Origin of the sequence: Nocardioides sp. GY 10127, from assembly GCF_004919085.1 — a bacterium.
Lineage (GTDB): Bacteria > Actinomycetota > Actinomycetes > Propionibacteriales > Nocardioidaceae > Nocardioides.
This window is the reverse complement of the sequence record NZ_STGL01000009.1, coordinates 259,438-285,188: the sequence shown is the minus strand read 5'-3', so window position 1 is coordinate 285,188 and position 25,751 is coordinate 259,438. Positions and strand designations below refer to the sequence as shown.

At 71.8% G+C, this 25,751-nt stretch carries 25 protein-coding genes; 12 read left to right on the top strand and 13 right to left on the bottom strand.

The features are described from left to right. The first annotated feature begins 155 nt into the window (after window positions 1-155). Window positions 156-2,426 carry a CHAP domain-containing protein gene (locus tag E8D37_RS17960; protein WP_136571181.1) on the top strand — a complete coding sequence of 757 codons (2,271 nt, stop codon included), beginning with the start codon at window positions 156-158 and terminating at the stop codon, window positions 2,424-2,426. A 74-nt stretch (window positions 2,427-2,500) separates the two neighbouring features. On the opposite strand, the gene E8D37_RS17955 is transcribed toward E8D37_RS17960, so the two are convergent. After that, entirely contained in the window at window positions 2,501-3,499 is a 999-nt protein-coding gene (locus E8D37_RS17955) for a sulfite exporter TauE/SafE family protein (protein ID WP_136571180.1), read from the bottom strand. Beyond that, window positions 3,499-5,325 carry an adenylyl-sulfate kinase gene (gene cysC, locus E8D37_RS17950; RefSeq protein ID WP_136571179.1) on the bottom strand — a complete coding sequence of 609 codons (1,827 nt, stop codon included), beginning with the start codon at window positions 5,323-5,325 and terminating at the stop codon, window positions 3,499-3,501. Before cysC ends, E8D37_RS17955 begins: the two co-directional genes overlap by 1 nt. 148 nt (window positions 5,326-5,473) lie before the next feature. Between cysC and E8D37_RS17945 the strand changes: the two genes are divergently transcribed. The 5 genes from E8D37_RS17945 (at window position 5,474) to E8D37_RS17925 (ending at window position 8,809) form a co-directional block, all read left to right on the top strand. Next, the gene (locus E8D37_RS17945; protein ID WP_136571178.1) at window positions 5,474-6,433 is read left to right on the top strand and encodes an asparaginase; all 960 of its coding nucleotides are present in this window, start codon (window positions 5,474-5,476) and stop codon (window positions 6,431-6,433) included. A 95-nt stretch (window positions 6,434-6,528) separates the two neighbouring features. Next, window positions 6,529-6,921 (top strand): helix-turn-helix transcriptional regulator, encoded by a 393-nt coding sequence (locus tag E8D37_RS17940; protein WP_136571177.1) that lies wholly within the window; start codon window positions 6,529-6,531, stop codon window positions 6,919-6,921. A 64-nt stretch (window positions 6,922-6,985) separates the two neighbouring features. Continuing rightward, window positions 6,986-7,837, top strand: a complete 852-nt coding sequence (locus tag E8D37_RS20165) for a hypothetical protein (RefSeq protein WP_206055838.1) — start codon at window positions 6,986-6,988, stop codon at window positions 7,835-7,837. Window positions 7,838-8,046: 209 nt separating this feature from the next. Further along, entirely contained in the window at window positions 8,047-8,334 is a 288-nt protein-coding gene (locus E8D37_RS17930) for a DUF2516 family protein (protein WP_136571176.1), read from the top strand. Between the two features lie 94 nt (window positions 8,335-8,428). Next, on the top strand, window positions 8,429-8,809 hold the full coding sequence (locus E8D37_RS17925; RefSeq protein ID WP_136571175.1) for a phosphomannose isomerase type II C-terminal cupin domain: 381 nt from the start codon (window positions 8,429-8,431) through the stop codon (window positions 8,807-8,809). 221 nt (window positions 8,810-9,030) lie between these two features. Here the strand turns inward: E8D37_RS17925 and E8D37_RS17920 are convergent, their stop codons facing one another. The 6 genes from E8D37_RS17920 to E8D37_RS17895 form a co-directional block, all read right to left on the bottom strand. Then, on the bottom strand, window positions 9,031-10,431 hold the full coding sequence (locus E8D37_RS17920) for a polysaccharide biosynthesis tyrosine autokinase (RefSeq protein WP_136571174.1): 1,401 nt from the start codon (window positions 10,429-10,431) through the stop codon (window positions 9,031-9,033). Window positions 10,432-10,584: 153 nt separating this feature from the next. Next, complete coding sequence (locus tag E8D37_RS17915) at window positions 10,585-12,384, bottom strand: DUF4012 domain-containing protein (RefSeq protein ID WP_136571173.1); 1,800 nt, start codon at window positions 12,382-12,384, stop codon at window positions 10,585-10,587. Between the two features lie 165 nt (window positions 12,385-12,549). Then, window positions 12,550-12,969, bottom strand: a complete 420-nt coding sequence (locus E8D37_RS17910) for a hypothetical protein (RefSeq protein WP_136571172.1) — start codon at window positions 12,967-12,969, stop codon at window positions 12,550-12,552. Window positions 12,970-13,456: 487 nt separating this feature from the next. Continuing rightward, complete coding sequence (locus E8D37_RS17905; protein ID WP_136571171.1) at window positions 13,457-13,753, bottom strand: DUF1416 domain-containing protein; 297 nt, start codon at window positions 13,751-13,753, stop codon at window positions 13,457-13,459. After that, window positions 13,753-14,601, bottom strand: coding sequence for a sulfurtransferase (locus E8D37_RS17900; protein WP_136571170.1), 849 nt, complete (start codon window positions 14,599-14,601; stop codon window positions 13,753-13,755). The genes E8D37_RS17905 and E8D37_RS17900 overlap by 1 nt, the downstream gene beginning before the upstream one ends. Window positions 14,602-14,744: 143 nt before the next feature. Then, complete coding sequence (locus tag E8D37_RS17895; protein ID WP_136571169.1) at window positions 14,745-15,275, bottom strand: DUF4395 domain-containing protein; 531 nt, start codon at window positions 15,273-15,275, stop codon at window positions 14,745-14,747. A gap of 536 nt (window positions 15,276-15,811) precedes the next feature. On the opposite strand from E8D37_RS17895, the gene E8D37_RS17890 reads away from it, so the two are divergent. Both E8D37_RS17890 and E8D37_RS17885 read left to right on the top strand, forming a co-directional pair. Then, window positions 15,812-16,357, top strand: coding sequence for a DUF6318 family protein (locus E8D37_RS17890; protein ID WP_136571168.1), 546 nt, complete (start codon window positions 15,812-15,814; stop codon window positions 16,355-16,357). Between the two features lie 383 nt (window positions 16,358-16,740). Continuing rightward, window positions 16,741-17,214 (top strand): hypothetical protein, encoded by a 474-nt coding sequence (locus E8D37_RS17885; RefSeq protein ID WP_136571167.1) that lies wholly within the window; start codon window positions 16,741-16,743, stop codon window positions 17,212-17,214. 94 nt (window positions 17,215-17,308) lie between these two features. Here the strand turns inward: E8D37_RS17885 and E8D37_RS17880 are convergent, their stop codons facing one another. Beyond that, window positions 17,309-17,824: a thioredoxin family protein gene (locus E8D37_RS17880; RefSeq protein ID WP_136571166.1), complete on the bottom strand. Its 516-nt coding sequence runs from the start codon at window positions 17,822-17,824 to the stop codon at window positions 17,309-17,311. Between the two features lie 47 nt (window positions 17,825-17,871). On the opposite strand from E8D37_RS17880, the gene E8D37_RS17875 reads away from it, so the two are divergent. Next, a complete protein-coding gene (locus E8D37_RS17875; protein WP_136571165.1) occupies window positions 17,872-18,051 on the top strand; it encodes a hypothetical protein in 180 nt (59 codons plus the stop codon). 272 nt (window positions 18,052-18,323) lie between these two features. After that, the gene (locus E8D37_RS19965) at window positions 18,324-18,500 is read left to right on the top strand and encodes a hypothetical protein (RefSeq protein ID WP_168929810.1); all 177 of its coding nucleotides are present in this window, start codon (window positions 18,324-18,326) and stop codon (window positions 18,498-18,500) included. A 60-nt stretch (window positions 18,501-18,560) separates the two neighbouring features. Here the strand turns inward: E8D37_RS19965 and E8D37_RS17870 are convergent, their stop codons facing one another. Continuing rightward, window positions 18,561-18,836 (bottom strand): MoaD/ThiS family protein, encoded by a 276-nt coding sequence (locus E8D37_RS17870; protein WP_206055837.1) that lies wholly within the window; start codon window positions 18,834-18,836, stop codon window positions 18,561-18,563. Window positions 18,837-18,956: 120 nt separating this feature from the next. Here E8D37_RS17870 and E8D37_RS17865 point away from each other — a divergent pair, with 120 nt between their 5' ends. Next, on the top strand, window positions 18,957-19,697 hold the full coding sequence (locus E8D37_RS17865) for a response regulator transcription factor (RefSeq protein ID WP_136571164.1): 741 nt from the start codon (window positions 18,957-18,959) through the stop codon (window positions 19,695-19,697). Window positions 19,698-19,756: 59 nt separating this feature from the next. Here the strand turns inward: E8D37_RS17865 and E8D37_RS17860 are convergent, their stop codons facing one another. Beyond that, window positions 19,757-20,779 carry a hypothetical protein gene (locus E8D37_RS17860; protein WP_136571163.1) on the bottom strand — a complete coding sequence of 341 codons (1,023 nt, stop codon included), beginning with the start codon at window positions 20,777-20,779 and terminating at the stop codon, window positions 19,757-19,759. 644 nt (window positions 20,780-21,423) lie between these two features. After that, complete coding sequence (locus E8D37_RS17855) at window positions 21,424-23,547, bottom strand: IPT/TIG domain-containing protein (RefSeq protein ID WP_136571162.1); 2,124 nt, start codon at window positions 23,545-23,547, stop codon at window positions 21,424-21,426. Between the two features lie 263 nt (window positions 23,548-23,810). On the opposite strand from E8D37_RS17855, the gene mshD reads away from it, so the two are divergent. Further along, window positions 23,811-24,689, top strand: coding sequence for a mycothiol synthase (mshD, locus tag E8D37_RS17850; protein WP_136571161.1), 879 nt, complete (start codon window positions 23,811-23,813; stop codon window positions 24,687-24,689). A 28-nt stretch (window positions 24,690-24,717) separates the two neighbouring features. Here mshD and E8D37_RS17845 read toward each other — a convergent pair whose 3' ends face one another. Next, a complete protein-coding gene (locus tag E8D37_RS17845) occupies window positions 24,718-25,749 on the bottom strand; it encodes a folate-binding protein YgfZ (RefSeq protein WP_136571160.1) in 1,032 nt (343 codons plus the stop codon). Window positions 25,750-25,751 lie beyond the last annotated feature (2 nt).

Below are 25,751 nucleotides of genomic sequence, written 5' to 3'. Positions count from 1 at the left end.
GACGAGCATCTAAGACTTGTCCTCATGACACTATTTCAGGAAATGGAATTGGCGCATTTCTTCGCCGCGAGCGAGCACAGTCCCTACCGTCTGTGACATCTGACGATCGTCAGCCCCACGCCCTCCCCCAGAGGGCCGTTCACAGGAGAACCCTCATGCTCCGCTCCACCTCGTGGAGCGGTCGAGCCAGGCGCGCCCTCACGCGCCTGACGGTGCTGCTCGCCGCTGTCTCGATCGCTCCCGCGCTCTCGGGCGCACATGTCGCCTCGGCCGCCGTGGCCGAACGCTCGACCATGTCGATCGACTCGTTCTTCGCCACCTACAACAACAAGTACGTCGACATCGACGGTGCCTACGGCGCCCAGTGCACCGACCTGTTCAACGCCTACCACGAGTACGTCGTGGGCGGTTCCTACGTGCGCATGGCGTACTCCGGCGGCGCCAAGGACCTGTGGTCCACCACCAACAGTGCCGACGTGGAGAGCCGCTACATCCGCATCGCCAAGACGTCCACGGCCCGCAAGGGCGACGTCGCGGTCTGGGGCGGCTACAGCTCCGGCTACACCTACAGCGACTACGGGCACGTCGCCATCGTGACCGCGACGACGACCGGGTCGGCATCGTCCGTCCCGATCTTCAGCCAGAACCCCGGGCCCGCCCACTACATGAGCCTGTCCAAGACCGGACTCCTGGGCTACCTGCGGCCCAAGAAGTTCGCCGTGTTCAGCACGGCGGCACCCAAGGTCAGCGGCACGGCCAAGGTCGGCTCCACGCTGACCGCGACCGCGGGCACCTGGTCGGTGAGCAGCCTCACCTTCAAGTACCAGTGGTACGCGAGCGGCACCGCTGTGAGCGGGGCGACCGGCAGCACCTTCGCTCCCACGTCCTCGCAGGTCGGTAAGACGATGAAGGTGGTCGTGACGGCGTCGAGGTCCGGCTACAACACCGCGACGGCCACCTCGAACACAACCGGCGCCGTCGCCCCGGGCACCTTCTCCACCTCCGGCACCCCCACCATCACCGGCACGCCGCTCATCGGCTCGACGCTGACGGCGAGCCGCCCCGCGTGGAGCCCCACCCCCACGACCGTGAGCTACCAGTGGCTGGCCAACGGCGCGACCATCACGGGCGCCACCGGCTCGACGTTCGTCGTCACCGACGCCCAGGAGGGCAAGACGCTGAGCGTGCGCGAGACCGCCGCCAAGAGCGGCTACACCAGCAGCGTCCTCACCTCCGCCTCGACGGCCGCGGTCGCGAGCAGCACTCCGCTGGACGCGACCCCGACGCCGGTCATCTCCGGTGAGCCCGTCGTCGACTCCACGCTCACGGTCGACGCCGGCGACTGGGAGCCCGCTCCCGTGGCCCTCGGCTACCAGTGGCTCCGCAACGGCGTCGCCATCAGCGGGGCGACCGGCACCAGCTACGTCCTCGGCCAGGCCGACATCGATGCCCAGATCTCCGTGTCCGTCACCGGCACGAAGAGCGGTTACGCGAAGACGACCACCACCTCCGAGCCCACCTCGGCGGTCACGGCCGGTTCGATTACCGCGACGACGCCGACGATCTCCGGCACCGCTCAGTACGGCGAGACCCTCACCGCGGAGGCCGGGGCCTGGGCGCCCGAGGACGTGACCCTCAACTACCAGTGGCTGCGCGACGGTTCTGCGGTGTCGGGGGCCACCGGGCAGACCTACGCGCTCGGCAGCGCCGACATCGGGCACACGCTGGCCGTGACCGTCACCGGCGTCGAGACCGGCTACCGCACGGAGACCCGGGCCTCGAGCCCGACGTCCACCGTGACCTCCCTCCCGATGGACCACCCGCGCCCGACCATCAGCGGCACCGCGAAGCAGGGCAGCACGCTCACCGCGGTCACGACGGGCTGGACGTCCGGGGTCACGAAGTCCTACCAGTGGCTGCGCAACGGCACCGCCATCTCGGGGGCCACCGGCAGCACCTACGCGGTCAACGAGAAGGACATCGGGAAGACCCTGGTGGTGCGGGTGACCGGGTCGGGCACCGGCTACACGACGGTGTCGGAGACGTCCTCCTCGACCGCCACCGTCACCTCGCTGCTCGGTGACCGGCTGTCCGCGGACTCGAAGCTCTACAACGGCTCCGCGCTCTACTCCCCCAACGGGGTCTACAAGCTCATCCAGCAGTCCGACGGCAACCTGGTGCTCTACAACATCTCGAGCACCGCGCGGGCCGTCTGGTCGAGCAAGACCACCGGCAAGGGAGCCGCGTACGTGCGCATGCAGTCGGACGGGAACCTCGTCCAGTACACGTCCGCGGGCAAGGCCGTGTGGTCGACCGCGACCAACGGGAAGGGCGGCACCTACGTCCGCGTGCAGAGCGACGGCAACGTCGTCATCTACACGTCGGCGGGCAAGGCCGTCTGGGCGACCAACACGGTCGGCAAGTAGGGACGCGAAAGGGGCCGGTCCGGGCGTCCTCACGACGTCCTGACCGGCCCCTGCGCGGGCGTGCCGGGCGGGTGCTACTCCCGCTTCTCCGGCGCGCCGGCGTAGTTCCAGGTGTCCAGCTCGGTCACCGTCGGCAGGCCGCGGAACGGCAGGCCCTCGCGGCGGCGCAGGAAGCCCCACACCACGGGCAGCAGGACGACGACGGCCAGGCCGGTCAGCAGCGTGAGCCACGGGTTGTAGGTGTCCGTGCCCATGACCGACCAGCCGGACTTGTCGAGCAGCGCCTCGCCCGACATCGCCAGGACCACCACGATGCCGCGGCGGATGAGCGACTGCGGGACGTGCGGGGCGATCTTCGCGCCCAGCAGCGTCCCCGGCACGGAGCCGATGACGAGCGGGATCGTCAGGGAGAGGTCGAGGCCGTTGAGGCTGATGTTGGAGATCGCCGCCGCGAGCACGAGCGGCACGGCCTGCACGAGGTCGGTGCCGACGAGCTTCACCGCGGAGAGGCCCGGGTAGAGCATGAGCAGCGCGATCATGATGACCGAGCCCGAGCCGACGCTGGTCACGCCGACCAGCAGGCCGCCGAGCGCGCCCACGAGGAAGGTGGGCAGCGGGCGGATGCGCGGGTCCGGGTCACCCGGGTCGCCCCCGGAGCGCACGCGCTTGAGGTTGATGTAGAGCCGCAGCGCGTAGGTGGCGGCCGCGAACAGCAGCGCGAAGCCGATGGCCACCTTGAGGACGAAGTCGAGCTCGTCCGGGCTGCTCGTCAGGTGCCGCACGAGGAACGGGCCGATGAACGCCATCGGCACCGAGCCCAGGATCAGCCACCCGGCGAGCTTGAGGTTCGGCGAGCCCTCCTTGTAGTGCATCGCCGCGCCGCCGGACTTGTAGATCGCGGCCGCGGTGAGGTCCGCGGTGACGACGGTGGCGGCCTCGCCGCCGCCGACGCCGAGGAACAGCAGTGCGGGCGTCATCAGCGCGCCGCCGCCCATGCCGGTGAGGCCCACGACCACACCCACGACGAAACCGGCGATGACGATCGAGACCGCCGCCCAGGTGATGTACTCCATCAGTTCTCAGCCTTCTTCTCAGCCGGCGCGAGCGCGGTGACCGCGTCGCGGAGCAGACCCTCCAGGTGCGCGGCGGCCGCCTCGGCGGCCTCCGGACCCTTCCGGTAGGGGTCGGTGACGTCGAGGTCGGCGGACGCGACGCCGCGCTGCGCCCCGACCGCCTCGAGCAGATCCCGGCCGTGCAGGCCGGGCTGCGCCGCCGCGGCCTGGACGAACTGGCCGAGGCTGAACACCTTGCGGAACGCCGCCGGGTGCTCGTCGAGGATCACCTGGCGGTGCGCGGCCTCGGCCGTGAGCACGACGTCCGCCTCCTCGATGAGGGAGCGCCGCACGGGCTGCGAGCGGAAGTTGGCGACCGCCGCCGCGTCCACGCCCCGCGAGGCCAGGGTCTGGGCCATGACGTCGTCCATCGGGTGGGCGTCGAAGCCCATCGTGCCCGCGGAGCGGATCGTCAGGCTGTCGCCGGCCAGGCGCTGCCCCAGCAGCTGCATGTAGGGGCTGCGGCAGATGTTCGCCGTGCACACCATGAGCACGTCGAGGGGCTTCTCGGAGGCGGGGGCGGTCTCGAGGCTCGTCGCCTGCGCTCCTCGCACCTCGACCACCGGGGACGTGAGGTCCAGGTAGCCCGAGGCCGCGAGCGCCTGCACGACGTCCTCGAGGGCGTCGGGGATGGTGCGGCCGGTGGTGTCGACGACGACGTCGGCGTCGTCCGGCACCTCGTACGGGCTGGAGATGCCGGTGAACTCGGGGATCTCGCCGCGGCGGGCCTTGGCGTAGAGGCCCTTGCGGTCGCGGCGCTCGCACTCCTCCAGCGGGGTGGCGACGTGGACGAGGAAGAACGCGCCGCCGGCGTCCTCGACCATCTGCCGCACGTCCTGCCGCGTGGAGTCGAACGGCGCGATCGGGGAGACGATCGCGAGGCCCTGGTGGCGGGCGATCTCCGCGGCCACCCAGCCGATGCGGCGGATGTTGGTCTCGCGGTCCTCCTTGGAGAACGTGAGGCCCTTGGAGAGGTTGCGGCGCACCACGTCGCCGTCGAGCGAGGTGATGGTGCGCAGGCCCTGCTCGAGGATCTTGTCCATCAGCGCGCGGGCGAGCGTGGACTTGCCCGAGCCCGAGAGGCCGGTGAAGAAGAGCACGAGGCCCTGCTCGGACGGCGCGGGCTGGTCGTGCGCCACCACGGCGGCCACGTCGTCGGCGTAGAAGTCGTCGTCGCTCGCCTCGGGCAGGCCGACGACGGCGTCGGGGCCGGCGTAGGTCGCCAGCACGGCGAGGCCGAGGGCGTGGTCGGTCTCCGCGTCCCCGTGCGAGGCAAGGGGGACGGCGACCACGACCGCGTCCGCCAGCCGCTCGGCCGCCAGGAGCGTGGCGCGGATCAGCGCCACCGCGGAGAGCTCGGGCGTGCCGTCGCCGACCAGCGCCACCAGGGCGACCGGGCCGTGGGCGGCCAAAGCGGCGACCTGCTCCTCGGTGAGGGCGTCGGTGACGGCGACCCAGGTGCGGCCGGCGTACTGCTCACGGGCCTGGGCGGGCGTGAGGTAGTAGCGGCGGAAGGGGCCGTACTGCGCGTGGGTCAGCGCGGTGACCGCGCCGCCGGGCACGGCGACCGTCGCGAGGGGGAGGCCCTCGGGGTCGACCAGCTCGACGGAGCCGGCCGCCTCGGCGGCGTCACGCACGTCGGCGGGGAGGGTGAGGGTGATGGGCGCGTCTGCGGTCTCGCCGTCGAGCGCGAAGCCGGCCAGCGGCGCGAGGGCGCCGGAGACCAGCAGCTCGAGGTCGTCGAGCTCGCGCGGCGAGGGGCAGAACTGCGGGGCGGAGGTGCTCACGGCGATTATCTTGACAGACTTGGTGCAGTTTCACGTCCTCCGTGTCGGTCTCCCCACAGATGGGGTAATTCCACGCCTGACGCTTGACCGTGCGCGGCGGCGCACGGTGGCGCACGGCGCAGCCCGGGCGCCCAGTAGCGTGCCTCCCATGGCTGCACCGGTGCCCGTCGTGGAGATCGTCCGTTCCGGGCTCGTCGAGGGCCGCCACCACGGCTCCGTCGTCGCCCTCGACGCCACCGGCGAGACCGCCCTCGCGCTCGGCGACGCGACCGGGCCCATCTACCCGCGCTCCGCGAGCAAGCCGCTCCAGGCGCTCGCGATGGTCGAGTCCGGGCTCGACCTGCCCCCGCACCAGCTCGCGCTGGCCTGCGCCAGCCACTCCGGGGAGCCGATGCACCTCGAGGTCGTCACCGAGATCCTGGACGCCGCGGGCCTCACCGTCGAGGCGCTCCAGTGCCCGCCGGACTGGCCGTACGGCGCGGCCGCCCGCGACGACGTGCTGCGCGCCGGCGGCGAGCGCACCCGCTTGCAGATGAACTGCTCCGGCAAGCACGCCGCCATGCTCGCCACCTGCGTGGCCAACGGCTGGTCGACCGACGACTACCTCTCCCCCACCCACCCGCTGCAGCAGGCGATCGTGACGACCTTCGAGCGGATGACCGGCGAGCCGGTCGCCCGGCACGCCGTCGACGGCTGCGGGGCGCCGCTGCTCGCGACGTCCCTGGTCGGGCTCGCGCGAGCGTTCTCCGAGCTCGCCCTCGCCTCCCACGGCCCGATGAGCCGCGTCGCCGACGCCATCCGCACCCACCCCGAGCTCGTCTCCGGCAGCGACCGCGACGAGCGCGCCCTGCTCACCGCGATCCCCGGGGCGATCGGCAAGCTCGGGGCCGAGGCGGTCTACGCGCTCGCGCTGCGCGACGGGCGCAGCGTGGCGCTCAAGATCGACGACGGGGGCGACCGGGCCCGCAGCGTCCTCATGCCCGCAGTGCTGGACCGGCTCGGCTGGCTCGAGGGCCCTGACCTGGACCGATCCGCCGCCCTCGCCACCGGCACGCACCTGCTGCACGGCGGCGGGGAGGTCGTCGGGGAGCTGCGCGCGCTCGTCTGAGCCGCCCCTGCCACACCGGTGCGGTCCGTATCGAACGGCTCACACTGCTAGCAGGAGGGGTTGTTTTTGCTAGCAGTTGCTAGCACGGTGGAGACATGGCAAAGACCAAGGTCGGCAAGACCGTCGAGTCCCTCGGGGAGTACCTGCGGGAGCAGCGCACCGGTGCGCAGCTCACGCTGCGTCAGCTCGCCGAGCAGGCCGGCGTCTCGAACCCGTACCTGAGCCAGATCGAGCGTGGGCTGCGACGCCCCTCCGCCGAGGTCCTGCAGCAGCTCGCCAAGGCGCTGCGCATCTCGGCCGAGCAGCTCTACGTGCGGGCAGGCATCGTCAGCCCGGACGACGGCGTCGGCGGCTCCGTGGAGCTGGCCGTCCTCGGCGACACCCAGCTCACCGAGCGGCAGAAGCAGTCGCTTCTCGACGTCTACCAGTCCTTCCTCGCGATGAACGCCGCGGCCGAGCCGGGCGCCGCGTCCGACGTGGACGACTGATCCCCCGCACCCAGCCACCCTTCCCGCGCCCGCGCCGGCGCCGTTCACCTCAGGAGTGATCACCATGGCGAAGTTCCCCACCATCGACCTCAAGGACCTCGACCTCAAGGCAGAGGCCACCAAGACCCTCTACGCCGGCGTCGGCGTCCTCGACCTCGCGGTCGAGACCGTCCGCGGCTACGTGACCCCCTACGTCACCGAGGGCCAGAAGAAGCTCACGGACGGCCAGAAGATGCTGACCGACCTCAAGACCGACGCCGAGAGCAAGCTCGAGGGCGTGCAGAAGTCCGTCTCCGATCTCGACCTCGAGCCGACCGCCCTGCGCGACCAGGCCATGGGCGTCGTCAACAGCCAGGTCGAGACCCTCACCGCCGAGGCCAAGGCCCGCCGCGAGCAGATCGAGAAGCGCGTCGCCGAGCTCCAGACCGAGGCGAAGGCCTTCCCGGCCAAGGTCCAGACCTTCGTGGACGACACCACCGCCGCCGCGACCGCCGCCTACGGCGACTTCGCCAAGCGCGGCCAGGTGCTCGTCGAGCGCATCCGTCAGCAGGAGTCCACCAAGGAGACCCTGAAGGACGCCAAGACCACCACCGCCAAGGCGAAGACCACCGCCACCCAGGCGAAGAAGGCCGCGACCACCACCAAGAAGGCCGCCGCCGCCAACACCAAGGCCGCCACGACGACGACCAAGAAGGCCGCCGCGAAGAAGACGACCACGAAGAAGACGGCCGCCAAGAAGACGACGTCCACCGGCACCACCGCCGCGAAGACCGCCGCCAAGAAGACGACCACCACCGCGAAGAAGGCGGCCGCCCCGGCCGAGGCATCCGCGAAGGCGACCGTCACCGCGGCCGAGAAGACCGCCGAGGCCGCCACCACGGCCGTCACCGAGGCCGCCAAGAAGATCGGCGACTGATCGTCCCCCGTTCGATCCCTGCTCTATCCCCGCGCGGGCGTCGGGACCTCCTGGTCCCGGCGCCCGCGCGCTTTTCCGGGGTCATTTCAGTGGACGGGCATGCTCGGGAGGAACGGGATCGACTCGACTCGCCCACAACCCGTCAACAAGACGGCGAGAGCTCTTCCTCTCCCCTGTGAGGGCGCCCCGAGGTCACCTATGGTCAGGTCGTGATCCGCTTCCTCGGCCTCAACATCGGCTTCGACTTCTGGTCCCTGCTCTACCTCGCGGTCTTCGCCGTGACCGTGTTCGCGCTGGTGACGGCGCTGACGTTCCCGGCCGCGGCGTACGAGGCGGCGGGCAAGTCGACGAAGGTCGTGTGGGTCTCGGTCCTCGTCGGGGCGCTGCTGGTGGACCTGCTCCTCAGCATCTTCATCGTCCGGATCGGCTTCCTCATCGCCACGCTGGTCTACCTGGCCGACGTCCGGCCGGCACTCCAGGGGTTGCGGCGCCGTTAATTTTCGGAGATACCCACCCCCGTATGAGGGATTTTCGTACCTTGTAGTCAACGAGGGGCAGGACGGGCCCCTCCACACCGGGAGGTTCAACGACATGGTCGGAGAGTTCGACGTCCGCCCGTGGGGCACGTGGCACGTGCTCGACGAGGGTGACGGCTTCAAGATCAAGCGCATCGAGGTCAACCCTGGCCAGCGCCTGAGCTACCAGACGCACGAGCACCGTGCCGAGGTCTGGACGATCGCCAAGGGCACCTGCACCGCGATCGTGGACGGCGAGGAGGTCATCGTCCGCGCGGGCGAGTCCATCACCGTGGACGTCCAGCAGCCGCACCGCATCACCAACATGCACGACGAGAAGCTCGTGGTCATCGAGACCCAGCTCGGCTCCTACCTGGGCGAGGACGACATCTGCCGCCTCCAGGACGACTACGGCCGCGGCAGCGAGACCATCGCCGCCGGCGCGCTCACCGCCTGAGCTCCCCCGCTCCAGGCATCCCCAGCAGCACCCAGCACCACCGCCGGCGCCCCACGCCGGACGCACCACCACTAGTCCCCCTAGCGCAAGAGGGCCCGACCATCAGGTCGGGCCCTCTTGCGTTGTGGCGGCTCGGGTCTCGGGTCTCGAGGCTCCTCGCTGGCGCTCGTCGCACCTCGACCACCGGTGGGGCGCCGCACCTCGACCACCGGTGGGTGGGGTCAGTCGTCCTTCTTGCGCTTCGGCGGCTGGGCGTCGGGGGCGTACCCGTAGCCGTAGCCATACCCGTAGCCGTACCCGTAGCCGAAGCGGCGGGAGGTGCCCGGCGTCATGTTGAGCACGCTGCCGGAGATGTGCGCGCCGACGGTCCGCATGCGGTTGACCGCGCCGGTGAGCTGGTCGCGGGTCGTGGTGCCGAAGCGGGCCACGATGATGGCGCCGTCCACCTGCGTGGAGAGCAGCGCCGCGTCGGCGACGGGCAGCAGCGGCGGGGCGTCGATGATGACCACGTCGTAGGCCTCGCGGACCTCGGAGATGAGGGTCGCCATCGCCTGCGACTGGAGCAGCTCCGCCGGGTTCGGCGGGATGGTGCCGCTGGCAAGCACGTCGAGGCCGCTGCGGTGCGTCTGCACGGCGTCCTTCCACCCGACCTTGCCGACGAGCGCGGTGGTCACGCCGGTGGCGTTGTCCATGCCGAGCGGGCCGCTGGCCTTGGGGCGGCGCAGGTCGCCCTCGATGAGCAGCACCTTCTGCTCGGCCTGGGCCAGGGTGAGCGCGAGGTTCACGGCGGTGGACGTCTTGCCCTCCGCCGGCACGGCCGAGGTGACGACGAAGACCCGCTTCTCGGCGTCCACGTCGATGAACTGCAGGTTGGTGCGCAGCACGCGGAACGCCTCGGTGCGCGGGGCGTGAGCGGGCAGGTCGGTGACGATCTGCGTCCGCTTCACCGACTTGTCGAACGGCACGGCGCCGAGGATGGGCAGGTCCAGGGCCTCGAGGTCGGCCTGGGACTTCACGGTCGTGTCGAGGACGTCGCGGAGCACCGCGAGGCCCGCACCGAGCAGCAGGCCCAGCACCAGGCCGAGGCCGATGTTGCGCACCGGCTGCGGCGAGGACGGGGCGTCCGGCACGACGGCGCTCTCGACGATCTCCGCCTTGATGCTCGCCGTGCGCTGGCCGTCCTGCGTCTCGTACTCGCGGATGCGGTCCTGCATCGTCTCCGCGTACGCCTGCGCGAGGTTCTTGGCCTGCTGCGGGTTCGGGTCGGTGACGGTGAGGACGAGGTTGGTGGTGTCGGTGACGACCGAGGCCGAGACCTCCTTCACCAGGTCCTCCGGCTTCATGTCCAGGCCGAGGTCGTCGATGACGAGCTGCGCCTGCTCCAGGCCGGTCGCGAAGTCCTGGTAGGACAGCACCTTCTGCTCGGAGTAGAGGCTGCCCTGGTAGAGCGAGGACGTGGAGTCGTCGCCGCCGGAGGAGGCGATGTAGAGCTTCGCCGACGAGGTGTACATCGGGGTCTGGAGCGCGGTGAACGCGGCGGCCGCCGCGACGACGAGCACCGTGATCGCGACGATCATCAGCCAGTGGACGCGGAGGATCCGCAGGTAGTCCTTCAGCTCCACAGGAGCCTCCCTGTCATGGTCCTAGAGGTGCGGGGCCGCGCGTCGGGGAGCGCGGTCGTGAGTGCTTCGGTCGTGGTTGCTTCGGTGCTGCGTGGTTCGGTGCTGCGGAGCGGTCGGACGGCCGTGCGACCGCCCCACCCCATGGTGCGCTGCTCAGCCACAGGCGGACGCCACCGTGTCGTAGCCGGCGGGTCCGTCGATGGTGGGCGTCACCCAGACCTTGGTGTCGCCGCCCTGGCCCTCGCCGGAGACGACCCGCCACGAGAGGTCGGCGGTCTCGCCGGGCGCGAGGTCGACGTCGATCTGCGAGACGACGCGGTCGCCGAACTCGCGGACCGCGACGTCCGCGTCCATGCCGTCGACCTCGGCGGCGCCGATCTGGCCGCCGTCGGGCGAGAAGAGGCGGACGGTGGTGAACGTGTGGCCGGGCTTGATCCCGTACTCGCCGCCGCCGGTGATGTAGGCGGGCAGCTTCTTCGCGTTGGCGGGAGCGGTGGAGGTGAGCGTGAGGTTCACCGTGTAGGCCTGCTGCTCGCCCGCCGAGGAGTCGGTGCAGTAGGCGGCGCTCACGCGGGTGTCCGCGCGCAGGTAGTAGGACATCTTGGCGCCGGTGCCGTCGTTGAGGGTGACGTAGAGGTCGGGGACGTCGGCACTGCTGGTGCTGTCCGCGCTGTCGTCGGAGGAGTCGTCGGCGCTCTCGTCGTCCAGGCTCACGCCGGCGACCGCGGTGCCGGCCAGCTCGTCGGAGACCTCTCGGTCGTCCACGGCCAGCTCGACGCGTCCCTCGGAGGCGGCCTGCGCCAGCGCCGGCAGCAGGGCGTCCGGCGAGACGGCGCCGGCCGTGACGTTCGCGAAGATCGCGGAGGCCGCCTTGCGGAAGAAGGCGTCCTGGGCGTTCGGGTCCTCGTAGCGGACGTAGACCTCGTGGAGCAGCTCGTCCACCACGTTGCCGCTGGTGAGCTCGACTCCCCCGACGTCGACCGGGTCCATGCCCTGCATCAGGTAGGAGAGCGCCACGGTGTCGAGGGAGAGCACTCCGTCGACCTGGGTGTCGGGGTAGGTCTCGTCCCAGCGCTGGGTCCACAGCTCGGCGGCCCGCTGGAAGTCGGGGGTGAAGTTGGCGTCCAGGAAGTAGGTGCCCATCACGCGGCCGAAGAGGTTGAGCTCCCCGTCGGAGAGGGGCAGGGGCTCGGCGCGCGTGCCGAAGCTGTTGCCGGCGACCGTGCGGGTCAGCCGGATGCGCCCGTCGTCCACCTTGATGACCGAGACCTGGCCCGGCAGGCCGCCGGTGGCGCGGACCTCGGCGTTGTTCTGGGAGATGAGCAGGTAGGTCTTCGGGCCGTCGCTCCCGAGCATGGTCGGCAGCACCTGGACGGCGGTGTCGGCGGCGCTCATCGCCGACGACGCCTGCCGCACCTGCGAGGTGAGCTCGTCGTACTGGACCTTGAGCCGGCCGAAGAAGCCCGAGGAGTCCTGCGCCTCGAGCTCGGCCTGCGCGTCGCTCAGCGCCGCGTCCGCGTTCGCGATCGGCTCCTGGAGCTTGGTCACCGCGGCGACGTCGATCTTCCAGTCCTGCGGGACGAGCGAGTCGAGCTGGTCGGCGGCGGTCAGCAGGTCGTCGAGGCCGCCGTCGGACAGAGTGCTCACCACGTCCGACGCCGTCTGGATGCCCCGCGCGTCGTCACCGACGAAGGGGAGGTGCGTGAGGAGGCCCCAGGAGAAGCCGTTCGCCCGATCGGCGGCGGCGCTGCTGTGGGTGGCGAGGTCAGCGAGGGGCTCGTCCAGGCTCTTCACGTCGCCGGCGGCCACCGCCGCCTTGGCGCGGTCGGCATCGTCGACGGCGGCGTTGAGGTCCGTGGCGATGCGCAGCGCCAGGTAGACGTACCAGGCGACGACGAGCAGGACGAGGAGCGCCAGGGCACCCAGGATCAGGCGCCGGGGGCGAAGCAGCATGCGGTCAACCTATTTCAGCGGCGAGCACCTGCGCGGGCGAACCCACCAGGCGGGACCCGACCGAGTCCGGATCGTGACGTCCGGTCGGCGAGGGTCCGGGGACAGCACGAGGCGGGTCTCCCGAGGGGAGACCCGCCTCGCAGCTGAGCGTCGGGGCGGCGAGGATCAGCCGCGACCCTTCTTCTTCTTGGCCTTGACGGTGACCGTCTTGGAGGCGCTGCTGCTCTTGTAGACGCTGCCGGACTTGGGGGTGAAGGTCACGGTGACCTTCCACTTGCCCTTGGCCAGGCCGGTCCACGACACGGTCTTGGCGGAGCCGGTGTAGGCGACCGTCTTCTTCTTGGTCTTGCCACCCTTGGTGATGGTGATGACCAGCTTGCCGACGATCTTGGCCTTGGCGGCGGAGGTGACCTTCGCCTTGACGACGAGCTTGCCGGCCTTCGGCGACTTCGCCGAGACCACGTGGGTCTTGGTGGCCTTGCAGTTGGTGTAGGGGCAGGCCGCGTTAGCGGTGGTAGCAGTGGTCGCGACGAAGCCCGCGCTCATGAGCACGGCCATCAGCAGACCGACGATCAGCTTCTTCATTCAGAGACTCCCAGTTCCGGGCACTGGAGCAAGTGCCGGGGCGTATTGGCAGGTGGCAGTCAATCACAGATCCTTTGCCAAAACCGCCTCGATGGCGCGTCAGGTGGGAGCCGACGCGTGATTGTCACCTCCCCCTGCCGGACGAAACATGAACGTAACAATCGGCGTCGGGGTCTGACGGTGCGTCGAGGCGTGGAATCCCTCCGTCACTGCAGGTCAGCACCCCTCCGGGCCTTACGGCGGCATGCCCCGGGAGGCATGATGGCGCGTCACTGTTACCCGATGCGCGGTATTGCCAAGTCGCCGACGTCACCGGGCTGGACCGCCCACGATGCGGACGGCGGCGGTCCCGGGGCCGGCTGCGAGCGATTGCCTCCGCGGGCCCGGCCGGCCCGCGACGTCCAGGAAAAGCAACCGCACGGCCCGCCGCGGGTGCGACGGGCCGTGCGAGGTGGAGCAGGTACTGCGAGAAGGCTCAGCGGCCGCCTCAGAGGCTGATGGTCACCTCGGCGACCGAGCCGACGGCGGCGACGACCTTCTTGTCCACGACGTCCGCCTTGGGGGCGAGCGTGCGGAGCGTCCACTCGCCGTTGCCGGCGAAGAAGCGGAAGTGGCCGCTGGCGGAGGTGGGGACCTCCGCGGTGAACTCGCCGGTGGCGTCGAGGAGACGCACGTAGGCGTTCGGGACGGGGGCGCCCTCGCGGACCACCTGGCCCTGCACGACCGCCTCCTTCTTCACGTCGACGCCGTCCAGGGACAGGCCGCCCTCAGTCGCGCCGCACATCAGGCCTCGCCCGCCTCGTCGCCGAGGGCCACCGGGACGCCGACGAGGGAGCCGTACTCGGTCCACGAGCCGTCGTAGTTCTTCACGTTCTCCTGGCCCAGGAGCTCCTTGAGCACGAACCAGGTGTGCGAGGAGCGCTCGCCGATGCGGCAGTAGGCGATGGTGTCCTTCGAGAAGTCGACACCGGCGGCCTCGTAGATGGACTTCAGGTCGGCGTCCGACTTGAAGGTGCCGTCGTCGTTCGCGGCCTTGCTCCACGGGACGTTCGCGGCGGTCGGCACGTGGCCGGCGCGCTGCGCCTGCTCCTGCGGGAGGTGGGCCGGGGCGAGGAGGCGACCGGCGTACTCGTCGGGGCTGCGCACGTCGACGAGGTTCTGCACGCCGATGGCGGCGACGACGTCGTCACGGAAGGCGCGGATGGTGTTGTCCTGGTCCTGCGCGACGTAGGTGGTGGCCTCGCGCTCGGGGAGCTCGGAGGTGAGCTCGCGGGAGTCGAGCTCCCACTTCTTGCGGCCGCCGTCGAGCAGGCGGACGTCCTGGTGGCCGTACAGCTTGAAGTACCAGTAGGCGTAGGCGGCGAACCAGTTGTTGTTGCCGCCGTAGAGGACGACGGTCTGGTCGTTGGCGACGCCGCGGCTGCTCAGGAGCGCCTCGAACTGCTGCTTGTTGACGAAGTCGCGGACGACCTGGTCCTGCAGGTCCGTCGTCCAGTCGAGCTTGATGGCGCCCTTGATGTGGCCCTTGTCGTAGGCCGAGGTGTCCTCGTCGACCTCGACCAGCACGATGGACGGGTCGTCGAGGTGGTCCTCGACCCACTGGGCCGTGACCAGCACGTTCTCGCGGCTCATGGAGTTTCCTTTCATGCGCGACGGCCCACCGTGGACGTCGCGGGGATCTGGGTGTGTGGCGGCTGGTGCCGCCTCGGGTGGCGGCTGGTGCCGCCGGGGGTGGCGGCTGTGGCCGCCGGGGGTATGGCTGGGGGTGCGGGCGCTCAGGCGATCCGCGTGGCCGCGGCGCGCTTCACGAGCAGGAAGAGCTCGCAGCCGAGGCAGAAGCGGAAGACGGCGTTGAGCGTGGCAGCGACGAGCGCGAACCCGATCGCCACCTGGCCCAGCAGGAGGACGCCGGTGGCGTACCCGACCAGCGCGACGGCGGTGAACACCAGGCCGACCGCCTGGGCGAACCGCGGCGGCTCCGGGGCCTCGAGCTCGGTCGGCGGCGCGAGGCGCGGCTTCACGAAGCGCTTGAAGAACCAGGCGTGCGGGGTGCGCTGGACGCCGCGGATCGCGCCGTTGGCGAAGAGCAGCGTCTGGAGGGCGGTCAGCGCGAGCGCGACCGGCGTGGGCGTCACGAGGATCGCGACCAGGACCAGCGCGGTGATGATCGCGTTGACCTGCGGGGCGCGGGGGTCGATGCCCTTCGGGGCGTTCGGGGTGGCCAGGTTGGCCGGGGTGGCGGCCTGGGGGGCTGCCTGCTGCGGAGCCTGGGCCGTGGTGGCGGCCGGGGCGTGGAGCGTGGACATGTCTCTCCTGGAGGAGGGCGTGGGCGCCCGCTCTGCCTCGCGCACCGCGCTGGACGCGGCCGGGAGGACTCGTGCTCGTGACGCCGTGCGGGCATGCCGGCGCTGCGAGGGCGATCTACGGGCGCGGCAGGGCCGCGACCGGCGCCGGCTTCCCAGCGTCCGCGAAGGACGTCGTCAGAACGGGAGCAGGCGCGTCAGAGCATTCGACACAGGGAGGAGCGCACGCGGCAGTGGTCCACTGCGCGTCGCTTCGTCAGCCAGGTCGTGAGCATGTCCAGAACCATACGCAGGCGATTCGGGGATCTCCCAATCGCGATTCCACATGCCGAGACTCGTGTCTGAATAATGAGATTTGTACGGTCGCGTCAGCGTGAATGTACGCAAATGTCGGGACCTTGGTCACGCGGTCGACATCAGCGTTACCGCAGGTGGGGGAATATCCACAGCCTGGACGGTTCGGGCTGGCCTGACGCGGGAAAGGTTGCGAGAGTTGTCGGGCGTCCACTGCCGGGACGCACCTCTCGGGAAGGCAGAGCATGACCCTCCGACCGTTCGCGGCCGCCGTGGCCGCCACCGCGCTCCTCGCGTCCGGCTGCGCTGCCGACGGTGGCAGCGCCACCCCCATCGTCACCACGCCCAGTGCGGTCAGCAGCTCGGCGGACGTGTCGCCAAGTGCCGGTGCCAGTGATGCTGCGTGGCAGAAGCACACCGATGCGGGGGCCGTTGCGTTCGTGAAGCACTGGCTGGATGTCTTCAACGACATGCAGCAGACCGGGGATACGGCAGGCTTCGCCTCGCTGAACACCGCTGACTGCGAGACATGCGCCAACCTGATCGACATCACCGAGGGCATCTACGCCGACGGCAAGCTCCGATCCGATGGCTGGTTGCGGCCGAAGATCGTGCCCATTGACGCCAAGCCGGGACTAACAGGCTTCGCTGTACGACTTCACCAGTCCCCGCAGATCGTCATCAGTCCCAACGGTCGTGAGACCTACGACGGCGGCATGGCCACGTTCATCGCCGGCCTGAGGTGGCAGGCGAACGCTTGGCGGATGGCCAGCTGGGACTTCCCGTCGTGACTCGGCACATCCTCACCCTGTTCCTGCTGCTGGCCTGCTTCCAGGTCGTGATCGCAGGTCCCGCCCGGGCAGACACGTGTACTGCGGACGCGGACGCGGACCAAGACGTGTTCAACGCCGGGGTCGCCTGCACGGACGATGACTCCGCAGAGCCTGTGGTCGACAGCGGAGCTGGCACCGGCGGAGTCCAGACAGAACTCCACCTGGTCTGCGCCAACCTTGGTGTCGACTTGTCCCCCGATGGCTCGAATTGCGTGACCCCGCTTACATGTGGGGCAGGGGGCATCGTCTACCAGCAGTACGCCGTCCAGCCGACGGGGCTTGAGTACCTACAGACCCTCTGCCTCACCCCCGCTGAAGCGGCAGACATTCCTGGGGCGCCCGTGGTGCTCACCGCGGCGATGATCGCCCAGGCGTTCCGCGAGGTGGAGCTCCCGACGTCCACGATCATCGTGCAACCGCCCGGGGGCGAGACGCTGGTCAACATCGCCACGCTGGTCCGCACGGAGGCCGAGCCGTTCACGCGGACGGTGACGCTGCTGGGGCGGTCGATCACGCTGGACATCAGCCCGGACAGCTACACCTGGCACTTCGGCGACGGGACGACGCTGAGCACGACGGAACCCGGTCAGCCCTACGACAGCGCCCTGCCGGCGACGGCGTACGTGTCGCACGAGTACGCGTCCGCGCAGAAGGCCTCGGTCTCGGTGGACACCACCTGGTCCGCCCGGTGGCGCGAGGGCACCGGCGACTGGCAGCCCGTGGACGGCACCGTGACGACCACCGGCCCGGCGCAGACGCTGACCGTCCGGACGGCCACCCCGCGGCTCACGGCGGCCGGGTTCTCGTACGACTGAGCGTCCGCGAGCACCGAAACGCGAGATCGGGGTGGATGCGGTGCATCTGGTGCACCGCATCCACCCCGATCAGGCAGAAGACCGGCTCAGCGGGTCACTCGACGACCCCGGCGAGCACACCGAGCACCGTCTCCTTGCGCGGAGCGCCCGCGGCGCGGCTGGTCTCGGCGCCGGTGGCGTCGAGGATGAGCGTGGTGGGGGTCCGGGTGACGTCGAGCTCGCGGACGAGGTCGAGGTGCTGCTCGGCGTCCACCTCGAGGTGCGCGACCCCGGGAACCACCTCCGCGACCTCGCCGAGCACCCGCCGAGTGGTGCGGCACGGGGCGCAGAACGCGCTGGAGAACTGCAGCAGGGTGGCCCGCTCCCCCAGCTGGGCGTCGGGCATCGCGGCGAGGACGTGGGTCCAGGCGGTCGGGGGCGCGACCGCCGTCTCGGGCGCACCGCCGGGACCAGTCGCGGCGAGAGCGTCGTCGGCGGGCACGGCCGGCACCCCGGCGTCCTGCCTGATCTGACGCGTGCCGCGGAAGCGCCCGTCGGTGAGGGCGCGGTACCCGCCGAACCCCAGCGCGAGGACGACGGCGGCGACCGCGATGACGACTCCAGAATCCATGTCTGCGAAAACCTCAGGTCGGGTCGGGTTGTTCCGAACAGGGGGCCATGATCCCGGTCATTGTCGCGGTGGTGCTGTTCCTCTGGCTCGTCGTCCCGTTCCCGATCGCGGTGGCCGTCGGCCGCGCCTTCGCCCGGGGCCAGGAGGACCTCCCCGAGCCGATCCCGTTCCGGCCGCGCCCGACCATGGACCGCGGCGAGGGCACCGGCCTCGCCGACGCCGCCTGACCGAGGCGCACCCGGCGCACCCCGGCGCACCCAGCGCACCCCGGAGCCGCGCCCGAACCTGTCCCTGACCTGAGCGTACGCTGACAGCGGGATGAAACATCTCGCCCAGCGGCCACGTGCTCCGGAAACACAGGATTCATACAGACCCCGTCGGGCCATTTCATGCATGGCCGACAGATGCTCGGCAGGAACCTCGCGGCGTACCCGCTGGGGTACCTAGCATCGGGCGTGTCCTGAGTCACACCAAGACAACCCGGAGGAGGAGCACGGAGATGGACCTGACATTCGGCTGGGCGGCGACCGCCCTGGTCCTCACCGTCCTCTGGGCCGTCCTGCCCGTACCGGTGGCCGTGGCCGTCGGCCGCGCCTTCAAGGCCGGGCAGGGGCACGAGATTGCGAGCGGTCGGCCGGACCCAGAGACCCGGCCGACCGCTCGCACTCCCGCCTGACCCAGCAGGTCACGAGCGTCCAGGACGATCACCGGACGCCGTCCGGACCCTGCCCGCGCCTCAGCCGCCCGCGAACGGCGGCAGCAGCTCCACCGACTGGCCGGGGAGCACCTCCACGGACGTCGGGTCGCGCGTGCCCAGCGGCTGCTCGTCGACGAGCACCGAGCACGCCTTGACGACCTCTCCCAGACGCGAGTCGGGGTGGAGGTCGACCGCGCGAGCCACCACGTCGGCGACCGTCAACGACGAGTCCGTCACGAGAACGTCACGATCCGTGCCCGCGGCGGCCTTGGCGCCCGCCCAGTACCTGACGGTGATGATCTGCGTCTCATTCACTGGTTCGGACCTTCCACTGTGACGGGGACGTTTCGTTAATATTCACCAGCAGTCACCAGGCCGAGGCTCAATGTTGCGTTTCGGAACTCTCCACACCCCATGGGAGGAGACACCCACCGCATGAGCACGCTCCTGCTTCTCACCAGCGCACTGCAACCGTCTGCCGAGGTCCTGCCGGGCCTCGCGCTCCTCGGTCACCACGTGCGCATCCTGCCTTCCGAAGGCTCGGCCCTCCTCGAGGCCCCCGAGTCCGACCTGCTTCTCGTGGACGGCCGCCAGGACCTGGCGCACGCCCGCGACCTGTGCCGGCTCATCCGCACCACGGGCACCGACGTCCCCGTCATCCTGGTCACGACCGAGGGCGGCCTGGCCGTCGTCAGCCACGACTGGGGCATGGACGACGTCGTCCTCCACACCTGCGGCCCCGCCGAGCTCGAGGCCCGCATCAAGCTGGCCATCGGCCGTCTCACCGCCAGCCGCGAGGCTGCCGACCCCGAGGCCCACGTCATCCGCTCCGGCGAGGTGCTCGTGGACGACGCCACCTACACGGCCAAGATCGGCGGCCGCCCGCTCGACCTCACCTTCAAGGAGTTCGAGCTGCTCAAGTTCCTCGCGCAGCACCCCGGCCGGGTCTTCTCCCGCCAGCAGCTGCTCCAGGAGGTCTGGGGCTACGACTACTTCGGTGGTACCCGCACCGTGGACGTCCACGTCCGCCGCCTCCGCGCCAAGCTCGGCCCGGAGAACGAGACCCTCATCGGCACCGTCCGCAACGTCGGGTACCGCTTCGTGCTGCCGACGAAGGACGCCAAGATGGACGACGCAGCCGCCCGGCTCGCGGACGACCTGGCCGTCGAGGCCTGATCCACGACGCAACCCCCCGCCCGACCACCGGGCACGCGCCTCCCCTCCAGCACGCGGCGTCAGGAACCCTCTCGGGATGCCTGGCGCCACGTCTGTTTTTCGGCTGTCTGTCCGCCGGCGGCCGTTCCCACCACGCAGCCCACCACGCAGCCCGCGCCGCACGGCCTCGGCGCCCCGGCCCAGCCGTGCCGCGCGAGGACGCAGGCCAGCAGCGCGGCCGTCCGGCACGCCTCCGCCCCCTCGACCTGACCCCAGCGCAGCCGCACCCGGTGCAGCCCGGCCGCCGCGTCCTCGAGGTCGCGTCGCGCGTCCCTGCCCTGCGCGTCCCACCCGTGGTGGTTGAGGCCGCCGTCGAGCTCCACCCCGCAGGCCCCGTCGAGGTACAGGACGTCCTGGAGCCCCGCCCCGCCCGGCCGGGGCGCCTGGCGGACGCCGCGGGGCAGCCCGTGGGCCCGCTCGATGCGTCGCAGGTACCGCCGCTCGAGGACCGAGCTTGCGCCGGCCGCCACGTCGTCCAGCACCGCCTCGACGAACCGTCGCCGCGGCAGCCGCGGGCACGCGCGCGCGGCCTCGCGCAACCGGTCGGGCGTGGTGACGCGGTCGCCCACCACGTCCGAGAGGAGCCTGACCACCTGCGTCTCGTCGCGCGCCCGCGCCACCAGCGCGAGAGTGTTCGCCTCGACGACCACCCGCGGCGGCGACGCGGTGCTTCGGGTGACCGCGGCCAGCCCGCGGACCCGGTGCAGCCGCACGCCGGCGGGCGCGCTCAGCCGCCGCCCGTGCTCGACCGCCACGTGCACCGGTCGGTGGGTCGGGTCGCGGGCCGACTCCAGGTACAGCGCGGCCGGCCACACCGCGAGCACCGCGGCCCAGAGGGTCTGGCGGTCCGTGAGCGGGCCGGTGTGGTCGACCCAGACGCCGGGGTGGACGCGCGCGAGCAGCCGACGACGCTCCCACCGCTGCCTGTCGGCGACCGTGAACGGGCGGTCGACCGGCGCGCGCTCGCGCAGCTGGCGCGCGCTCACCACACCGTCCTGGTGCGCGAGCGCCGCCAGGCAGTCGGCCAGGTCCGCGTCGTCCATGCCCGGACGCTGCCCGCCCGGCGCGTCCGCCACGCACGTGGACAACCCCGGCAAGCAGCACAACGGGGTGGATGCGGTGCATCGGACACACCGCATCCACCCCGTTCCTCCCCCGCGGGGCGTCAGGCCGCTGCGGGCCGGTGCGGCGGTGTGCCAGCAACCGAACGGCAGACCGACGGCGTTGCTGGGACACCGCCGGTCAGCAGCGGCCCGGGAGGTCATACATCCGGGCGTCCTGCAGGGCCGATTCGTATGACGTCCCGGGCCGGCGGTGGCGGAGCAACCTCGCGGCACGCGCACTGGGTTGCTGGGACACCGCCGGTCAGCTGCGGCGCGGTGCAGCGGTGTGCCAGCAACCGGCAGGCAGGCCGACGACGTTGCTGGGACACCGCCGGTCAGCAGCGGGGTGGTCGCCCGACGCGTCCGCCACGAAGGTCCGCCCCCGAGCCGTGGACAACCCCGGCAAGCAGCACAACGGGGTGGATGCGGTGCATCGGACACACCGCATCCACCCCGTTCCTCCCCCGGTGGGCGTCAGGCCGCTGCGGCACCAGCAGCCCGGCCGCTCACCGGGGCGCCAGGGCGCCGGGGCCGCACCCCATGGGCGGCCCCGGCGGGCAGAGGGGCCCGGAAGGCAGGGGCACTCAGCCGGCCAGGTACCGCAGCCGGCTCACCGTCGTGACCCGCGAGGTGCCGCCGGGGGTGGTCACGCGCACGGCGACCCACCCCGGGGCGTGCTTCGGCAGGACGAAGGAGACGCGCCCGGTGATGGAGCCGTCGAAGACCACCGCCTTGCCGCCCACCGTCACGGCGGTGGCGTACTTCAGCGCCGTGCCCCGCACCCGGACGCGCTGCCCGGCACGACCGTGCGCCCGGCTCAGCGACGTCACCTTCGGTCGCGGGAGGTAGCGGAACGGAAGCGCGTTGGACGTCCCGGTCGGGCTGGTCACCACGACGTCCACGAGCCCCGCCTTGCCCGCCGGCACCGTGAGCACGATCCGCGTGTCGCTCTTCACCGTGAACGCCGCCGCGACGCCGCCGATCGTGACGGAGGTGGCGTCCTCGAGGTGGGTGCCGGTGATCGCGACGGTGCGGCCGCTGAGCGGGCCGAGCCCGGCGCTGAGCTTGCGGAGCGTCGGCGGGTCGCCCAGGTACGTGAAGGTGACCGGGTCGGAGCTGCCGCTGTCGTGGGTGACGACCACGTCGACCGCACCGGCCGCGTGCGCGGGCACCGTGACGACCACCTGGCCGTGGGTCGCCGACACCACGCTCGCCGCCACGCCGTCGAACGTGACGGTCGGCGCCGTGCCGAGGCTCGTGCCGGTGAGCGTGAGGGTGTCGCCGGCCCGCCCGGAGGCCTCCGACAGCGCGGTCACCTCGGGGGCGTCGTAGGTGAGGTCGCCGGCGTCGTAGGTGAGCCCGTCGTTGGTGACGGTCACGTCCGCCGTCCCGCCGGACGCGCTGGCCGGCACCGTGAACGTCAGGGAGGTCTCGGACGACGAGCTCACGAGCGCGCTCCCACCGCCGACCGTCACGCTCGCACCGGCGAGGCCCGTGCCGGTGAGGGTCACCGTGCCGCCTCCGGCCGTCGAGCTTGTCGCGGGGTTCATCGCCGTGACCACGGGCCCGCCGTAGGTCACCGGGAAGGCAGCCGAGGACTGCCCGTTCGACGTCACCACCAGGCTCGACGCCCCGCTGACGTGGCCGGGCGCCGTCACCACGATCTGAGTGTGCGACGCGCTCACGCGCGTGGCGGACGCCCCGCCGATCCGCACCGTGGGCGAGGTCCCGAAGCTCGTGCCGGTGATCGTGAGCGTGTCACCGGCGGTGATCCCCGCGCTCGGGGAGACGCTTGTGACGGTGGGTGCGTCGTAGGAGAACGCGGCCGCATTCGAGGCCTGACCGCCCACCGTCACGACCACCGGCGCGCTGCCGGGCTCACCGACGGGCACGGTGGCCTTGATCTCGGTCCGGCTCGCGGACACGATCGCCGCCGACGTCCCGCCGATCGTGACCGACGGCGAGGGGCCGAGGTCGGTGCCGGTGATCGTCACGGTGCCGCCGCCGGAGGAGGCGGAGTGGTCCGGGGAGACCGACGTGATCACCGGGGCGTCGTAGCTCCAGGTCGTGGCGCCCACGAGGCTCGCGCCGCGGCTGAGCACGAGCGACAGGTTGGCGCCGCTGCCCGCCGGGGCCGTGAGCACGACGTGGTCGGAGGCCACCGAGACCAGCGACGCGGCCACCCCGCCGATCGTCGCGGAGGTGACTCCCTCGAGGTAGGTGCCGGTCACGGTGACGGCGGTGCCGCCGGCGGTCGTCCCCGAGGCCGGGCTCGCGCCCGTGACGGTCGGGTCGACGTAGGTGTAGGTGAAGGGGAAGGTCCCTCCGGTGGTGAGCACCTGGAGCGGCTGCATGCCGGCGGCCGACGCGGGGGTGACGAACACCAGGTGGGTGTCGTCGCTCTCCGTGAGGGTCATGATCTGCGGGCCGATCATCACCATGGCGTCGGTCAGCCCGGTGCCGGTGACCGTGACCGTGGTGCCGCCCGTGGTCGCGCCCGCCAGGGGGGTCACGGCGGTCACGCTGGACGTCGCGGCGCTGGCGCTGCCCGCCAGGGACACCCCGGCCGTCGCGTCCAGGGTCAGCGCCGCCGTCAGGGCGAGGACGAGCGCGAGGACCGCGCGCAGCGGGCGCCGCCGGGCTCGACTCTGCGCTCGACTCGGGGTTCGGCTCTGGGTGCGCTGGGGGGTGGACGGGTCTGGCGACATGCACGGGCTCCTGACTGCGGGCGCGACAGGACGGTGCGGCCCGGCGCGGCCCCGATCCTGGCACCGGGGACGCCGCGAGGAGGTCCGTCCCGCCCCGACCCCGTAGCCCCGCGGCCGGTTCCCCGCACCCGCCCCGTGCCCGCCGCTCGGCGACCCCGTAGCGGCGGAAGGGCCGCCGTGACGGCCGGTGCGTGATCGGGGTGGATGCGGTGCAGCTGATGCACCGCATCCACCCCGATCACGCGTTGACTAGGTTGGCGGGCATGGACGCACGCATCGACCACGTCGCCCGGGCCGCCGCACGACACGACGGCGTCGACCCGCTCGACGAGGCCACGCGGATGACGCTGCGACTGCACCCGGAGAAGGTCGCCGCTTTCGTCGAGGACGCCGGGTTCGCGCTGCTCAGCGGCGGCGAGGTGACGCTGGTCGTCGACCCGGACGCGCGCGGCGCCGGCGTGGGCGGGCGGCTGCTCGACGCGCTGCTCGCTCAGGCGGACGACCAGCCCGCCGGGCAGGCAGCGGGGCAGCCGCTCGCCGCCTGGTCCCACGCCGACCACCCGGCCGCGGCCGCCCTGGCCCGCAGCCGCGGCTTCGACCGCGTCCGCGAGCTCTGGGTGATGCGCCGCCCGACGAGCGAGCCCCTGCCCCCGCTGGTCGTCCCGGACGGCGTGGTCGTCCGCGGCTACGACGGTCTCAACCCCGCCGACGCCAAGGACCTGCTCGCCGTCAACGCGGCAGCCTTCGCGCACCACCCCGAGCAGGGGGGCATGGACGCCGCGAACCTGGCCGAGCGGATGGCCGAGCCGTGGTTCTCGGCCGACGGCCTGCTGCTTGCACGCTCCGTGGAGGGCGGCAGGGAGGGCGGCAGGGAGGGCGAGCTCCTCGGCTTCCACTGGACCAAGCAGCACGACGCCGCGACGGGCGAGGTCTACGTCGTCGGGGTCTCCCCCGCCGCGCAGGGCCGGGGCCTGGGGGCGGTGCTCACCCTCGCCGGGCTGCACCACCTGCACGGCCTCGGGGTCGCCGAGGTGCTGCTCTACGTCGAGTCCGACAACCACCCCGCCGTCCGCGTCTACCGCGACAAGCTGGGCTTCACCCACGCCCCCACCGACACGCACGTGATGTACCGGCGCGGCTGAGCCCGGCCCCCACGAAGAGCGAGAAGGCTCAGCGCAGCGTCGGCCGCACGTGCAGCCCGACCTCCGGGTCGACGACGACCTCCTGGCCGGCGGGCATCCCGTCGACGACGAGGGTCGCGTCGATCGGGACGTTGCGCTTGACCAGGGCCAGCGCGATCGGGCCCAGCTCGTGGTGGCGCGCGGACGAGCCGACGAACCCGATCTCCTTGCCGCGCTCGTCCCCGGCCACGGTGAGCGGGGAGCCCGCCGCGGGGAGCCGGTTCTCGGTGCCGTCGAGGTGCAGCATCACCAGCCGGCGCGGCGGCCGGCCCAGCGTGTGCACGCGGGCGACGGTCTCCTGGCCGCGGTAGCAGCCCTTGTCCAGGTGGACGGCGGGGCCGACCCAGCCGACCTCGTTGGGGATGGTCCGCTCGTCGGTGTCGATCCCCAGCCGCGGCTCGCCGCGCTCGATGCGCAGCGCCTCGAAGGCCCAGAGCCCGGCGGCGGGGCCGGCCGCGGCCGCGTAGGACGCCAGCTGCTCGCGCGGCACCAGGTCGTAGCCCTGGCGGTGCGGCTCGACGCCGGCTTCCTCGGCGTCCTCGACCGCGACGGCGACCCCCGGCTTGGCGCGCCAGGTGACCGCCAGCTCGTCGGTGACGTCCTCGAGCTCGACCTTGCTCCAGAAGACCATCCGCGTGAGGAACGCGAGGAGCGCCTCGCCGCGGCCGGGCTCGGTGTGCAGCGTGAACGCCTCGCCGTCGTCGACGCCGGTGAAGGCGTGCTCGACGTGGCCCTGCGGGGAGAGCAGGAGGGCGTGGGTCCAGCGGCCGGGCGCGAGGTCGCGGAAGAACTGGGTGGTGAGGTCGTGCAGCCAGGTCAGGCGGTCGGGGCCGGAGATGCGCAGGACGTCGCGGTGCGAGAGGTCCACGAAGCCCTCGCTCGCCACCAGCCGCCGCTGCTCGGCGTGGAAGGAGCCGTAGTGGGCGGCCACCGGGGCGTCGACGCCGTCGCCGGCGACCGCGCCGGGAAGGGCGAGCAGGGGGCTGGGCTGCCGGCTGGGCTGCGGGCTGGGGTCGGGCATGA